Annotated in this window: 14 protein-coding genes; 9 read left to right on the top strand and 5 right to left on the bottom strand. The window is 65.6% G+C overall.

Annotated elements, in window-relative coordinates; genetic code table 11:
* The first annotated feature begins 16 nt into the window (after positions 1-16).
* From AC2YJX_RS24060 to AC2YJX_RS24040, 5 genes are read left to right on the top strand one after another with little or no spacing between them, the layout of a single operon-like run.
* The gene (locus tag AC2YJX_RS24060; protein WP_055398481.1) at positions 17-1,024 is read left to right on the top strand and encodes a Bug family tripartite tricarboxylate transporter substrate binding protein; all 1,008 of its coding nucleotides are present in this window, start codon (positions 17-19) and stop codon (positions 1,022-1,024) included.
* A 35-nt stretch (positions 1,025-1,059) separates the two neighbouring features.
* Positions 1,060-1,989, top strand: a complete 930-nt coding sequence (locus AC2YJX_RS24055; RefSeq protein WP_228897258.1) for an amidohydrolase family protein — start codon at positions 1,060-1,062, stop codon at positions 1,987-1,989.
* A 4-nt stretch (positions 1,990-1,993) separates the two neighbouring features.
* On the top strand, positions 1,994-2,434 hold the full coding sequence (gene ligA, locus AC2YJX_RS24050) for a protocatechuate 4,5-dioxygenase subunit alpha (RefSeq protein WP_055398479.1): 441 nt from the start codon (positions 1,994-1,996) through the stop codon (positions 2,432-2,434).
* Positions 2,435-2,436: 2 nt separating this feature from the next.
* Positions 2,437-3,303, top strand: a complete 867-nt coding sequence (locus tag AC2YJX_RS24045; RefSeq protein ID WP_487257481.1) for a class III extradiol dioxygenase subunit beta — start codon at positions 2,437-2,439, stop codon at positions 3,301-3,303.
* Between the two features lie 13 nt (positions 3,304-3,316).
* Positions 3,317-4,270 carry a Gfo/Idh/MocA family oxidoreductase gene (locus AC2YJX_RS24040; RefSeq protein ID WP_487257480.1) on the top strand — a complete coding sequence of 318 codons (954 nt, stop codon included), beginning with the start codon at positions 3,317-3,319 and terminating at the stop codon, positions 4,268-4,270.
* An 81-nt stretch (positions 4,271-4,351) separates the two neighbouring features.
* Here AC2YJX_RS24040 and AC2YJX_RS24035 read toward each other — a convergent pair whose 3' ends face one another.
* From AC2YJX_RS24035 to AC2YJX_RS24025, 3 genes are all read right to left on the bottom strand, one after another.
* The gene (locus tag AC2YJX_RS24035; RefSeq protein ID WP_218300931.1) at positions 4,352-4,951 is read right to left on the bottom strand and encodes an ATP-dependent Clp protease proteolytic subunit; all 600 of its coding nucleotides are present in this window, start codon (positions 4,949-4,951) and stop codon (positions 4,352-4,354) included.
* 68 nt (positions 4,952-5,019) lie between these two features.
* Positions 5,020-6,339: a flavin-dependent oxidoreductase gene (locus tag AC2YJX_RS24030; RefSeq protein WP_487257479.1), complete on the bottom strand. Its 1,320-nt coding sequence runs from the start codon at positions 6,337-6,339 to the stop codon at positions 5,020-5,022.
* A gap of 122 nt (positions 6,340-6,461) precedes the next feature.
* A complete protein-coding gene (locus AC2YJX_RS24025; RefSeq protein ID WP_487257478.1) occupies positions 6,462-6,815 on the bottom strand; it encodes a FlxA-like family protein in 354 nt (117 codons plus the stop codon).
* Positions 6,816-6,975: 160 nt separating this feature from the next.
* On the opposite strand from AC2YJX_RS24025, the gene AC2YJX_RS24020 reads away from it, so the two are divergent.
* The 3 genes from AC2YJX_RS24020 (at position 6,976) to AC2YJX_RS24010 (ending at position 9,555) form a co-directional block, all read left to right on the top strand.
* On the top strand, positions 6,976-7,803 hold the full coding sequence (locus AC2YJX_RS24020) for a sigma-70 family RNA polymerase sigma factor (RefSeq protein WP_487257477.1): 828 nt from the start codon (positions 6,976-6,978) through the stop codon (positions 7,801-7,803).
* Positions 7,804-7,867: 64 nt separating this feature from the next.
* Complete coding sequence (locus tag AC2YJX_RS24015) at positions 7,868-8,476, top strand: YdeI/OmpD-associated family protein (protein ID WP_487257476.1); 609 nt, start codon at positions 7,868-7,870, stop codon at positions 8,474-8,476.
* Positions 8,477-8,535: 59 nt separating this feature from the next.
* Positions 8,536-9,555, top strand: coding sequence for an aldo/keto reductase (locus AC2YJX_RS24010; protein WP_487257475.1), 1,020 nt, complete (start codon positions 8,536-8,538; stop codon positions 9,553-9,555).
* 93 nt (positions 9,556-9,648) lie between these two features.
* Here the strand turns inward: AC2YJX_RS24010 and AC2YJX_RS24005 are convergent, their stop codons facing one another.
* Together AC2YJX_RS24005 and AC2YJX_RS24000 are read right to left on the bottom strand one after the other, a co-directional pair.
* Positions 9,649-10,569, bottom strand: a complete 921-nt coding sequence (locus AC2YJX_RS24005; protein WP_055398498.1) for an OmpA family protein — start codon at positions 10,567-10,569, stop codon at positions 9,649-9,651.
* Between the two features lie 107 nt (positions 10,570-10,676).
* On the bottom strand, positions 10,677-11,054 hold the full coding sequence (locus AC2YJX_RS24000) for a DUF4398 domain-containing protein (RefSeq protein ID WP_055398468.1): 378 nt from the start codon (positions 11,052-11,054) through the stop codon (positions 10,677-10,679).
* Positions 11,055-11,427: 373 nt separating this feature from the next.
* Here AC2YJX_RS24000 and AC2YJX_RS23995 point away from each other — a divergent pair, with 373 nt between their 5' ends.
* Positions 11,428-12,576 carry a mechanosensitive ion channel family protein gene (locus tag AC2YJX_RS23995; protein WP_487257474.1) on the top strand — a complete coding sequence of 383 codons (1,149 nt, stop codon included), beginning with the start codon at positions 11,428-11,430 and terminating at the stop codon, positions 12,574-12,576.
* The last annotated feature ends 41 nt before the right edge of the window (positions 12,577-12,617 follow it).

Genomic DNA, 12,617 nt, shown 5'->3' with positions numbered 1-12,617 from the left:
TTCTGTTCTGTATTCCATGACGTTCTCTGTGTCTCCCTCTTTCCGTCTCCGCCGCACGTTGTCCCTGGCATTGGGCGTGGCCGCGGCCGCAGCTTTGGCGCCGCAATTCGCTGCCGCGCAGCAGTTCCCCACCAAGCAGGTGCGCATCATCAGCCCCTTCCCCGTGGGCGGTGGCCCCGACGGCGTGGCCCGCCTGGTGGCCGACAAGCTCTCGCGCACCTGGGGCACGGGCGTGATCGTGGAAAACCGCCCCGGTGGCAACGGCTTCATCGCCATCGACGCCTGGAAGCGCGGCGCCAAGGACGGCCACGACCTGCTCATCCTGGACAACGTGCACCTGGCCGCCTACCCCAGCCTGTTCAAGAAGCTGCCCTACGACGTGGCCAAGGACTTCGACACGCTGCTGCCGCTGTTCAAGACGCACTTCTTCTTCACTGTGGGCACGGGCAGCAAGTACAAAACCGTGGCCGACATCGTGGCCGATGCCAAGGCGCGCCCCGGCAAGCTCAACTACGGCAGCTGGTCGGTGGGCAACCCGGTGCACCTGGGCTCGGAGCTGTTCGAATCGGCCACCGGCACACAGATGGAGCACGTGATCTTCAAGGAGACCACGCAGCTCTACACCTCGGTCTCCACCGGCGAGATCGACTTTGCGCTGGGCAGCGCCGCCACAGCAGGCCCGCTGTACCGCGCGGGCAAGCTGCGCCTGCTGGCGTTTGCCGGGCCCCAGCGCTCGGCCGAGTTCCCCGACGTGCCCACCGTGGCCGAATCGGGTGGCCCCAAGGACTTTGCCGTCACGGGCTGGAACGCCATTGCCGTGCCGCCCGGCCTGCCCGCTGCCGTGGCCGACAAGATCCGCAAGGACATCGAACAGGCCCTGACCGGCCCCGAAGTGGCCGAGAAGTTCAAGACCTTTGGCTACGAGCAGTTCCCCACCACCCGCGCCCAGTTCAACCAGTTCGTCAAGGACGAGAGCCAGCGCTTTGGCGACGTGATCCGCAAGGCCAACGTGTCCCTCGACTGATCTGCGAGCCTGCAAAAAAACCAAGGAGTACGCGCATGAGCGAATTCACAAAAACCCCTGGCTGGCTCGACTGGTACGCGGGTCCGAGCAAACCCCGGTTCCAGGTGCCCGCAGGCGCCGTGGATGCCCACTGCCACGTGTTCGGCCCCGGCGCCGAGTTCCCCTACGCCCCCGAGCGCAAGTACACGCCCTGCGACGCGAGCAAACACCAGCTGTATGCGCTGCGCGACCACTTGGGCTTTGCGCGCAACGTGGTGGTGCAGGCCACCTGCCACGGCGCGGACAACCGCGCCATGGTCGATGCGCTGGTGCACTCGGGCGGCAAAGCGCGTGGCGTGGCCACCGTCAAGCGCTCGGTCACTGACGAAGAACTGCAGGCCATGCACGACGCCGGTGTGCGTGGCGTGCGCTTCAATTTCGTCAAGCGTCTGGTGGACTTCACGCCCAAGGACGAGCTGATGGAGATTGCCGCGCGCATCCACCAACTGGGCTGGCATGTGGTGATCTACTTCGAGGCGGTGGACCTGCCCGAGCTGTGGGACTTCTTCACCGCCCTGCCCACCACCGTGGTGGTGGACCACATGGGCCGCCCCGATGTGAGCAAGCCCGTGGATGGACCGGAGTTCGAGCTGTTCCTGAAGTTCATGCGCCAGCACCCCAATGTGTGGAGCAAGGTGAGCTGCCCCGAGCGCCTCTCCGTGACTGGCCCCAAGGCCCTGAACGGCGAGCAGAACGCCTACACCGACGTGATCCCCTTCGCCCGCCGCGTGGTGGAAGAGTTCCCCGACCGTGTGCTCTGGGGCACCGACTGGCCCCACCCCAACCTCAAGGACCACATGCCCGATGATGGCCTGCTGGTGGACTTCATCCCGCACATCGCAACGACACCGGAGTTGCAAAAGAAGCTGCTGGTGGACAACCCCATGCGCCTGTACTGGCCCGAAGAAGTCACCGTGGAGGACTGACACCATGTCTCTCGATAAACCCTACCTCGACGTGCCCGGCACGACCATCTTCGACGCCGAGCAAAGCCGCAAGGGCTACTGGCTCAACCAGTTCTGCATGAGCCTGATGAAGGCCGAGAACCGCGTCCGCTTCAAGGCCAACGAACGTGCCTACCTGGACGAATGGGCGATGACCGAAGAGCAGAAGCAGGCCGTGCTGGCGCGCGACCTCAACTGGTGCATTCGCCTGGGCGGCAACATCTACTTCCTGGCCAAGATCGGCTCCACCGACGGCAAGAGCTTTCAGCAGATGGCGGGCAGCATGACCGGCATGACCGAAGAGGAATACCGCAACATGATGATCAACGGCGGCCGCAGCGCCGAAGGCAACCGCTACGTGGGCGAAGATGGCGACGCTCAGGCCCACCGCCAGCCGCAAGGTAGCGCGGGCAAGAAAGGAATTTGACGATGGCCAGAATCACCGCCTCCGTGTTCACGTCGCACGTGCCAGCCATTGGCGCGGCCATGGACCTGGGCAAGACCCACGAAGACTACTGGAAGCCCGTGTTCGCGGGCTACGACTTTGGCAAGCAGTGGATCAAGGACAACAAGCCCGACGTGATCTTCCTGGTCTACAACGACCACGCCACGGCCTTCAGTCTGGACCTGATCCCCACGTTCGCCATCGGCACCGCAGCCGAGTACGAAGTGGCAGACGAAGGTTTTGGCCCGCGCCCCGTGCCCAAGGTCATTGGTCATCCTGACCTGGCCGCGCACATTGCGCAGTCGGTCATCCAGCAGGACTTTGACCTCACCATCGTCAACAAGATGGCCGTGGACCACGGCCTGACCGTGCCCCTGTCGCTGATGTTTGGCGAACAAGACCCCGTGAAGGGCGCCTGGCCCTGCCCGGTGATCCCGTTCGCCGTGAACGTGGTGCAGTACCCCGTGCCCAGCGGCCGCCGCTGCTACAACCTGGGCCAGGCCATTCGCAAGGCTGTGGAGAGCTATGACGAAGACCTGAACGTACACATCTGGGGCACGGGTGGCATGAGCCACCAGCTGCAGGGGCCGCGCGCAGGCCTCATCAACAAAGAGTTTGACAACGCCTTCCTCGACAAGCTCATCAATGACCCCGAGGCCGCCGCCAGCATTCCGCACATCGACTACGTGCGTGAAGCGGGCAGCGAGGGCATCGAGCTGGTGATGTGGCTCATCGCGCGTGGCGCGATGGCCGACGTGGCCGGTGGCAAGCCGCCGAAGCTGGCGCACCGCTTCTACCATGTGCCCGCGTCCAACACCGCCGTGGGCCATCTGATTCTTGAGAACACGTAAAAGGACACACACCATGACCATCAAAGTCGCACTCGCCGGCGCCGGCGCCTTCGGCATCAAGCACCTGGACGGCATCAAGAACATTGACGGCGTCGAAGTCGTCTCCCTCATCAGCCGCGACCTCGCCAAGACCCAGGAAGTGGCCGACAAGTACGGCATCAAGCATGTCACCACCGAGCTGAAGGACAGCCTGGCCATCAAGGAAGTGGACGCCGTCATCCTGTGCACACCCACGCAGATGCACGCCAGCCAGACCGTTGCCTGCCTGGAGGCGGGCAAGCACGTGCAGGTCGAGATCCCGCTGTGCGACGTGCTGGCCGATGGCGAGAAAGTCGTCGCCCTGCAAAAGCAGACCGACCTGGTGGCCATGTGCGGCCACACCCGCCGCTTCAACCCCAGCCACCAGTACGTGCACAAGAAAATCACGGCGGGCGAGTTCAACATCCAGCAGATGGATGTGCAGACCTACTTCTTCCGCCGCACCAACATGAACGCGCTGGGCCAGGCCCGCAGCTGGACGGACCACCTGCTGTGGCACCACGCTGCGCACACCGTGGACCTGTTCGCCTACCAGGCGGGCAGCCCCATCGTGAAGGCCAACGCCATCCAGGGTCCTATCCACCCCACGCTGGGCATTGCGATGGACATGAGCATCCAGCTCAAGGCGGCCAACGGCGCCATCTGCACGCTGAGCTTGAGCTTCAACAACGACGGCCCGCTGGGCACCTTCTTCCGCTACATCGGCGACACCGCCACCTACATCGCGCGCTACGACGACCTGGTGAATGGCAAGGAAGAAAAGATCGACGTGAGCAAGGTCGATGTGAGCATGAACGGCATCGAGCTTCAGGACCGCGAGTTCTTCGCCGCCATCAAGGAAGGCCGCGAGCCCAACGCCAGCGTGGCGCAGGTGCTGCCGTGCTACCAGGTGCTGCACAACCTGGAGCTGCAGCTCAACGCAGGCTGATTTCAAGCCAAATAAGCTGCTAGCGCTCATCCATCAAGCGCTAGCAGCTATGTATTTAATAGCTTAAAGGGGCGTGCTGCTTCACCCCTTCAAAGCCGCTTTGTTCTCGATGATGCGCGAGACCAGGCCGTAGTCCACCGCCTCTTCGGCCGACAGCCAGTGATCGCGTTCGATGTCGGCCAGCACCACCTCCAGCGGCTTGCCCGTCTGCCGGGCAATGGTGCGCGCAATGCGCTCGCGGGCTTTCACAATCTCTCGCGCCTGGATGGCAATGTCGCTGGCCGGGCCACCTGCGCCCCCGCTGGGCTGGTGGATCAAAAAGCGCGTATTCGGCAGGCAGAACCGCCGCTCGCGCGGCGCCGCCAGGTACAGGTGCGTCGCCGCGCTGCCCACCCAGCCGGTGCCGATCATGTTCACCGGCGCGGTGATGAAGCGCACCAGGTCATGCATCGTGTCGCCCGACTCCAGGTGCCCACCGGGCGAGCTCACCAGCATGTCGATGGGCTCGGCGCTCTCGGCATCCAGCGCAATCAGCCGCCGCGCCACATCGGCGGCCAGGGTGTCGGTGATGGTGCCGAAGACCAGCAGGGTGCGGGCCTTGAAGGCCTTTTCTTCCAGATACGACGTGCGCGGCTCGGAGCCTTGGGTGGAGGATGGGTTGTTGGTGTCTGGCGTGTCCATGGGGGCAGGTCCTTGAAAAGAGTGACAGGACTGCCTTGACGAACGAGACACGCCGGGCGTGACACCCCTCAGCCTGCGGCCACGCGTTGCCCCGGTGCAATGGTGGGCGGCGCCGCATTCAGCGTCTCGATCGCAAACCCCGCCGCCGCCTTGTAGCGGGCCATGAAGCCCTCGCGCTCTTCGCGCGGCAGCACGTCGTCGATGTGCTCGAACACCCCGCCGCAGCACTCGTCCACCAGCCCCAACAGGCCAAAGGGGCCGGAGCCCCGGTTGCGCAGCACCAGCGCCGAGATGTCCTTGCACAGCTGGTCGTCATAGGCCCGCAGCGCCTGCGGGCCCACGCCCTGCGCGATGAACTGCGCCCCCAGCACGCGCGCATCCACAATGGCCTGGCTGGCGCCGTTGGAGCCCACGGGGTACATCACATGTGCGGCATCGCCCAGCAGCGCCACGCGGCCGTCCACCCAGGTGGGCACGGGGTCGCGGTCGATCATAGGGTACTCAAAAATGTCCTTCGCACCCCGCAGCATCGCGGGCACGTCCAGCCAGCTGTAGTTCCAGCCGTCAAAGTGGTGAGCGAATTCCTCCAGCGCCACACGCCGGTTCCAGTCGCCCTGCTGCCAGCCGCCCTGGTTGTCCACCGTGATCTCGGCGATCCAGTTGATGGTGGCCAAGCCCGTGGCCGGGTCGGGCGGTGTGATGGGGTAGAACACCACACGGTGCCGCAGCGAGCCCACGCCCACAAACGAAGCACCCGTGCGCACAGGCACCCCCGGCGTGGTGCCGCGCCACATGATGGCACCGCCCCACTGGATGGGCGGCTGCGCGGGGTGCATCTGCGCCCGCACGGCCGAGTGCAGGCCATCGGCGGCGATCAGCAGCGATCCGTCCACTTCCCGGCGTTCACCATCGCGTGTCTCGATGATCGCCGTCACACCGTCGGCATCTTGCCGGTAGCCCACCACCCGCTGTCCCAATTGCACAGCATCGTCACCCAGGCGTTCTCGCACGGCGTTGAACAGCATCATCTGCAGCTGCCCCCGGTGCACCGAATACTGCGGCCAGTGGTAGCCCGCCTGCAGGCCGCGTGGCTCGGCGTACACCTCGTTCCCGTTGCGGCCCACCAGGGCCCATTCGCGCGCCTGCAGGCCAATGGTGTCCAGCACTTCGTTGCCAAACCCCAGGTCGTGCAGTTCTCGTACGGCATTGGGCTGCAGGTTGATGCCCACGCCCAGCGGCTGCAGCTCGGGCACTGATTCAAAGACGATGCAGGGCACGCCGATCTGGTGCAGGGTCAGGGCAGTGGCCATGCCACCAATGCCACCACCGGCGATCAAGACGGGGTGGGCGGAAGAGGGATGTGAAGTGGTAGTAGGTGCGCCAGACATGCCGAGATTGTCCATGCAATGGCGGGCGGAGCTTGTCGCGGACGCCGCAGGCGAATGCGGCGCTGGTGTATGCCGGGGCGGGGGGCGCAGGCAGAGGCCACCCGTTCAGAAAGCCGTTCTTGTCAGGCGTAGGTATCGACGTTGTTGCCCAGCCCAGCAGGTGGATTCTTTACCGATTGGGCCTTCTGCTGCTGCGCGGCACTGGCCGCCGCGCCTTCGGCCTTCGCCGCCTGGGCCCGTTGCTGCTCTTGCTGTTGCGCGCGCTGTATCGCCGTGATCTGGGCCTGCACCATCTGAATCTGGGCCTGCAGCAACTTGGCCTTCTGCTGCTTGGCCTTGGCGTCCATGTCGGAGCTGGCCACGCCCTTGAGCTGCTCGGTCAACTCGCGCAGCTGCTTTTGCAGCTTGGCGATGTCGCTGCTGCCATTGGACGAAGAGACCGGGCCGGTGGTGGAGGTGGTGCTGGCAATTTGCATCCCTGGTTATCGGCAAGGCGCCGGGAAAGTTGACCGGCCGCCCCCTCGCGCTGCGGTCTGTTGAACGCCGCCAACCCATGTGACGGAGGTAGTGACAACAGCCTGCGAGTCATTGCCCTGCCGATGTGTGGCCTGCTTCAGCCTGTGGCACCATGCCCCGATGCAGAACGATGAACACCTGTTGGCGCTGGTGAACGCCAGCCGCAGCACCTTGCTGCGTGCCGCTACGCGCCTGCTGGGCCCGGTCGAGGCCGAGGACGCCGTGCAGGACGCCTATGTGCGTGCGCTGGAGGCCAACGCCCCGGCGCTCAATGCCGCCCAGGCGTGGCTGCTGACGGTAGTGCGCAACCTGGCCATTGATCGACTGCGTCGCCGTCAGTGGATGGCGCAGTGGGCGGCAGAGACCATCCAGGCAGCGCAAGGGGATGCCCTCGTTTCGGTCGCGCCTTCGGCAGAGGCCGATGCCGCGCTGGCGCAGCAAGCCACGCTCGCGCTGCGGCGACTGGCGGCGTGTGTGACGCCCGTGGAGGGGGCTGCGGTGCTGCTGCATGCGGTGTTCGATGCCAGCCACGCCGAGCTGGCGCAGGCTACCGGCCGGACGGAAGCGGCCAGCCGCCAGCAATTGCGCCGCGCGTTGCAACGCCTGCGGCGGGCCGAAGAGGAGGCCCGCTGTGGTGATGGGCGCGATGAATCCAAGGACGCCGACCCTGCGGTGCTGCGCCTGTACCTGCAGTCGCTGCAATCGCGGGACGCACAGGGCCTGTGGGCCCTGCTGCGCCAGCCGCCGGTCAGTGCATTGGCCATACATGGTGCGGTGCATGCCGTGCTCCCGTTGCAGCACCAAGCCCGACGCCCACGGGCCACGGCGGGTGGTGTGGTGCAGGTAGGCGGGCAACTGGGTTTGGTGCTCACGCTCGACGGCGTGACACTGTGCGTGTTGCCCCTGGGGCCATGCGCCGAGCTGGCGCACGAAGGCGTGGTGTCCTAGCCGACGCACCCGCACAACAGCAATTGCCAGCCGCCCGCCTTCACAAAAAGACGTTCGCAGCACCATGGCCTCCCAGACCACCCCCACCTTCTTTGCCACCCCGAAGGCGTTCCGCCAGTGGCTGGAGCGCCATGCAGACAGCGCGCCGGAGTTGCTGGTGGGCTTTCACAAGGTGGGTTCGGGCCGCCCCAGCATGGGATGGTCGGAGTCGGTGGACGAAGCCCTGTGCTTTGGCTGGATCGATGGCATCCGGCGGCGCATTGACGAGCACACGTATTCGATCCGCTTCACCCCGCGCAAGCCGTCGTCCATCTGGAGCGCTGTCAACATCGCCAAGGTGGAGCAGTTGCAGGCGGCGGGCCGCATGACGCCCGCGGGGCTCGCGGCCTTTGCCCACCGCAAGGCGCACAAGTCGGCCATCTATTCCCACGAGCAGGCGGCAGTGGTCGAGCTGCCGGCGTCGCTGCAGCGCGCCTTCCAGCGCAACAAGGCCGCGTGGCGGTTCTTTCAGGAGTCCACGCCACCCAGCTATCGCAAGAGCATGCTGCACTGGGTCGCATCCGCCAAGCGCGATGCGACCCGCGAGGCACGGTTTGCGGAGTTGGTGGCCGCCTGCGCTGCGGGTGAGCGCATTGAGCTGTGGGCCAAGCGGCCATCGGCCGCAAAATCTTAGGCCCCGCACCCAAGCCCGAGCCACCCGCTGGGTTGCCGCGCTTGCCGTAAGCTCGCGGCATGCAACAAAGAAACCTTGGACCTTTCTCCGTCTCGGCCATCGGCCTGGGCTGCATGAACCTGTCGCACGCCTATGGCGCGCCGGTGTCTGCCGAGCAGGGCGAGCGCGTGCTGCTGGCTGCACTTGATGCGGGCGTGACGCTGTTCGACACCGCCACGCTCTATGGCTTTGGAGCCAACGAAACCCTGGTGGGCCGTGTGATGAAGCAGCACCGCAGCCGCTTCACGCTGGCCAGCAAATGCGGCATGCAGGGCGTGGATGTGGCGGGTGACGGCAAGCTGGTGCGCGTGATCGACGGGCGGCCAGATACGCTGCGAAAGACCTGCGAAGACAGCCTGCGCCGCCTGCAGACCGATGTGATCGACCTGTATTACCTGCACCGCTGGGACAAGAGCGTGCCGATTGAGGAAAGCGTGGGCGCACTGGGCGAGCTGGTGCGGCGGGGGCACATTCGCACTGTGGGTCTCTCCGAGGTGTCAGCTGCCACGCTGCGCCGCGCGCATGCCGAGTTCCCGATCACGGCGGTGCAGACCGAGTATTCGCTGTGGACGCGCAACCCCGAGATTGCCGTTCTGGACGCCTGCCGCGAGCTGGGCGTGGCCTTTGTGGCGTTCAGCCCGGTGGCGCGGGGTTTCTTGTGTGGCGGCTTGACCGATGTGAGCACGCTGGACGCCAAGGACATCCGCCGTGCCATGCCGCGTTTTGCACCCGAGGCGTATGCGGCCAACCTGAAGCTGCTCGATGGCTACCAGGCGATTGCACGCGATGTGGGCTGCACACCCGCCCAGATGGCCCTGGCGTGGCTGCTGCACCAAGGCGAGCACATCATCCCCATCCCAGGAACCACGAACGTGGAGCATCTGCACGACGACCTGGGTGCCGTGAACGTGCGACTGGATGCGGCCACCATGGAGCGTCTGGGCGCGCTGATCAATGAGCGCACGGTGGTGGGCAATCGCTACAACGCCCAGAGCGCGAGCGAAGTGGATACCGAAACGTTTGAAGACCGCGCGGCGTAAGCGGCGCGGTCTTTGAAGCGTTTATTGATATAGGCCGCAGAAACCGGCGTGGCTCAAGCCAGTGGCCGCCGGGCAGCGCCTCAGGGGGGTACTTTATCTCCCGCGCAGGTTGCCCTTGTCATCGGCGATCACGATCTCCACGCGGCGATTCATCGCACGGCCTTCGGGCGACGCGTTGTCGGCCACGGGGTGGGCCTTGCCGTAGCCGCGTGCGGTGATGCGGCTGGTGTCCACACCGCGCTGCACCAGCGCGTCGCGCACGGCTTGGGCGCGGCGGTCTGACAGGTCCTGGTTGTAGCTGTCGCTACCCACGCTGTCGGTGTAGCCCTCGATCAGCAGTTTGCGGTCCGGGAACTGTTTGAGGAAGTTGGCCAGCTTGTCCAGGCGCGGGCCGGCTTGGGCGGAGAGCTCGGCCTTGTTGAAGGCAAACAGCACATCGCCCAGGGTGACCAGCAGGCCGCGTTCGGTTTGCTGGGCTTCGAGTTCGCGCAGTTGTGCTTCGAGGGCGCGCACACGGTCTTGTGCGGCGTTGGCCTGGGCCATGGCGGCCGTGGCCTGGGCCTGCTGTTGGGCTGCACGTTGCTCTGCGCTCATCGCCTGTTGTTGGGCTTGCTGGGCGCGCAGGCGGGCTGCGTCAGCCTCTTGGGTGCGGGCCTGCAGGCGGATGCGGTCGGCTTCGCTGCCCGCTTGCTGGATGTTGGCATCGAGCTGGCGCGCGCGGGCCGCATTGGTGGCGATCTCGGCGCGTTGGCGGGCGATGTATGCCAAGTGGTTGGTCTCGGACGTGTCGCGGTCATCGGCCCACACGCGGTCGGCCTTGGCGAGTGCGTCGGTGGCTTGCTTCAGTTCGAGCTGCGCGTACTGGTTGACGGCCGGGTCTCCTGCAGCGGTGCTCACTGCGGTACGGGCCTCTTCCAGCGCGGGCGATGGGGTGGTGCTGGCGCAGGCGGCCAACAGGCCTACGGCAATCAGGCTGGTGCACAGAGCGGTGGTTCGGTGAAAAAAGCGATGCATGGTCAGGTGTTCCTTGAAATGGGGGGAGGTCAATCGCGGGGCCTCAACGGTGTTGGGCGTGAGTCGAAGCCAGGTTGGGCGCTAAGGCTTCAACGTCTGGCGCTGGCCTAGCGCGGCGATCGGCGGTTGATTTCTTCTTGCAGCGCTCGGATGCCGTCTTGCACTTGCGTCAGGTTGGCGGCATTGCTGGCGGCGTCGGCGCGGGTTTCGGCCACGCGGGCATCTACCTCGGCCTCAGCGGCCAGGCGGCGCGCGGCCACATAGTCCTTTTCAGCCATGGCTTTTTCGGCCTGCATGAGCTTCTCGCGCGCTTGTTGCAACTGCACGGGGGCGCTGGTGGCCACCGCCGGGGCAGCCGCAACGCGGTTCACGGTGGTGCGGCTCACGGCCATTTGCTCGGTGGGTGCGGGGGTGGAGGAACAGGCGGCCAGTGCGCCCAGTGCGAGTGCCGCTGTGGCGGTGCGGATCAGTGCGGATGAATGCATGGTGTGGTGGACTCCTGTGGAGGTTGTGGGATGTGCCGCACCGAGATTTCGGGCGGGCAGCCAGCGGTGTTCTGGTGTTGATGCATTGTTGGGGCCCGCGCAGTACCGGGGCGTAGGCCCTGCCTCTGTATTGCTGTGGGGCATGTCTTACGAACACTTGCAAACGGGGCAGACCAGCGGCGCATTGGCCGTTGTCTGATCAACTGCGGAACTCTGACTTCCACGGGGTCTCGATCAAGGACGTTGCGCACCTCAGCGCTCCATTGCGGGGCTGAAGCGCCCTGCATGGCCGAGGTCACGGGTGACCCCGTGTATCAGCCCCGCCCCCGCGCGCCCCATCCCGTCACTGCACCACGAAGAGGAGAGTCCCCGCATGCAGCCATCCACCTTTATGACCTGGGTCCAGGAGACCACCTTTGCCGGCGTGCCGTTGTGGAGCCTGTGCGTGGCCCTGGCAGCCACCACGGCCACCTATGCAGCCATCCTTGTGGTGCTGCACCTGCTGACCCGCCGCGCCAAGGTGTGGGCCACGCAGTCGCACAGCGGCATGGCGCTGACCATGGTGGATGTGCTGGAAGGCACCAGCCGCACACTGATGCTGGTGGTGGCTCTGCTCGTGGGCGCGAGCCTGCTGGACCTGCCCGGCCGCTGGGAGAGCCGCCTGAGCCAGCTGTGGTTTGTGGCTGTGGCGCTGCAGATGGGCCTGTGGGGCATGCGTGCCATTGGCATTGGCGTGCGCCGCTATGTGGAGCGGCACTCGTCCAGTGGCATGACGCAGGTCAGTGCCTCGGCCACGCTGATGTCCTGGGGGCTGCGCACGCTGTTGTGGAGCGTGGTGCTGCTGGCCATCTTGTCGAATGTGGGTGTGAACATCACGGCCTTCATCGCCAGCCTGGGCGTGGGCGGCATTGCGGTGGCGCTGGCGGTGCAAAACATCTTGGGAGACCTGTTTGCCTCGCTCGCCATCGCGGTGGACAAGCCGTTTGAGGTGGGCGACTTCATCGTGGTGGGCAATGTGTCGGGCACGGTGCAGGTGATTGGTCTCAAGACCACACGCATCCGCAGCCTGCAGGGCGAGCAGATCGTGATGTCCAACACCGACCTGCTCAAGCAGACCATCAGCAACTTTCGCATGCTGGAGCGGCGGCGCATCGTGTTCACGTTTGGCGTGGCCTATGACACCACCCCCGAGCAGGCTGAGGCCATTCCGGGTGTGGTGCGCAAGCTCATCGAAGCCCAGCCGCAGCTGCGTTTTGACCGCGCGCATTTCAAGGCGTTTGGCGCCAGTTCGCTCGACTACGAGGTGGTCTATATCGTCGAAGACCCGGCCTTCAACGTGTACATGGACCTGCAGCAGTCCATCAACCTCGGGCTGCTGCGCGAGTTCAAGGCCATGGGGGTGGAGTTTGCTTTCCCCACCCGCACGGTGCACATCGCAAGTGCTCCAGGGCAGGTGCCGGGGCCTGCGCCGCTGGCTGTGGCGGTCTCAGCAGCGGCAGCTCTTGGGGGTGGTGACCGTTGAATGCCAGGTGTTCCGTACCTGCTATGCGCGGAGGGCGGGCA

The sequence above is a fragment of the Acidovorax sp. SRI_002 genome (assembly GCF_057586455.1).
Note: the sequence above shows the minus strand (reverse complement) of the source record. Positions and strands in the feature narration are given on the sequence as shown.

Excerpts from the sequence above, each read along its gene's own strand:
- AC2YJX_RS24060 (WP_055398481.1), top strand. The coding sequence starts at position 17 with ATGACGTTCTCTGTGTCTCCCTCTTTCCGTCTCCGCCGCACGTTGTCC.
- AC2YJX_RS24055 (WP_228897258.1), top strand. The coding sequence starts at position 1,060 with ATGAGCGAATTCACAAAAACCCCTGGCTGGCTCGACTGGTACGCGGGT.
- ligA (WP_055398479.1), top strand. The coding sequence starts at position 1,994 with ATGTCTCTCGATAAACCCTACCTCGACGTGCCCGGCACGACCATCTTC.
- AC2YJX_RS24045 (WP_487257481.1), top strand. The coding sequence starts at position 2,437 with ATGGCCAGAATCACCGCCTCCGTGTTCACGTCGCACGTGCCAGCCATT.
- AC2YJX_RS24040 (WP_487257480.1), top strand. The coding sequence starts at position 3,317 with ATGACCATCAAAGTCGCACTCGCCGGCGCCGGCGCCTTCGGCATCAAG.
- AC2YJX_RS24035 (WP_218300931.1), bottom strand. The coding sequence starts at position 4,951 with ATGGACACGCCAGACACCAACAACCCATCCTCCACCCAAGGCTCCGAG.
- AC2YJX_RS24030 (WP_487257479.1), bottom strand. The coding sequence starts at position 6,339 with ATGTCTGGCGCACCTACTACCACTTCACATCCCTCTTCCGCCCACCCC.
- AC2YJX_RS24025 (WP_487257478.1), bottom strand. The coding sequence starts at position 6,815 with ATGCAAATTGCCAGCACCACCTCCACCACCGGCCCGGTCTCTTCGTCC.
- AC2YJX_RS24020 (WP_487257477.1), top strand. The coding sequence starts at position 6,976 with ATGCAGAACGATGAACACCTGTTGGCGCTGGTGAACGCCAGCCGCAGC.
- AC2YJX_RS24015 (WP_487257476.1), top strand. The coding sequence starts at position 7,868 with ATGGCCTCCCAGACCACCCCCACCTTCTTTGCCACCCCGAAGGCGTTC.
- AC2YJX_RS24010 (WP_487257475.1), top strand. The coding sequence starts at position 8,536 with ATGCAACAAAGAAACCTTGGACCTTTCTCCGTCTCGGCCATCGGCCTG.
- AC2YJX_RS24005 (WP_055398498.1), bottom strand. The coding sequence starts at position 10,569 with ATGCATCGCTTTTTTCACCGAACCACCGCTCTGTGCACCAGCCTGATT.
- AC2YJX_RS24000 (WP_055398468.1), bottom strand. The coding sequence starts at position 11,054 with ATGCATTCATCCGCACTGATCCGCACCGCCACAGCGGCACTCGCACTG.
- AC2YJX_RS23995 (WP_487257474.1), top strand. The coding sequence starts at position 11,428 with ATGCAGCCATCCACCTTTATGACCTGGGTCCAGGAGACCACCTTTGCC.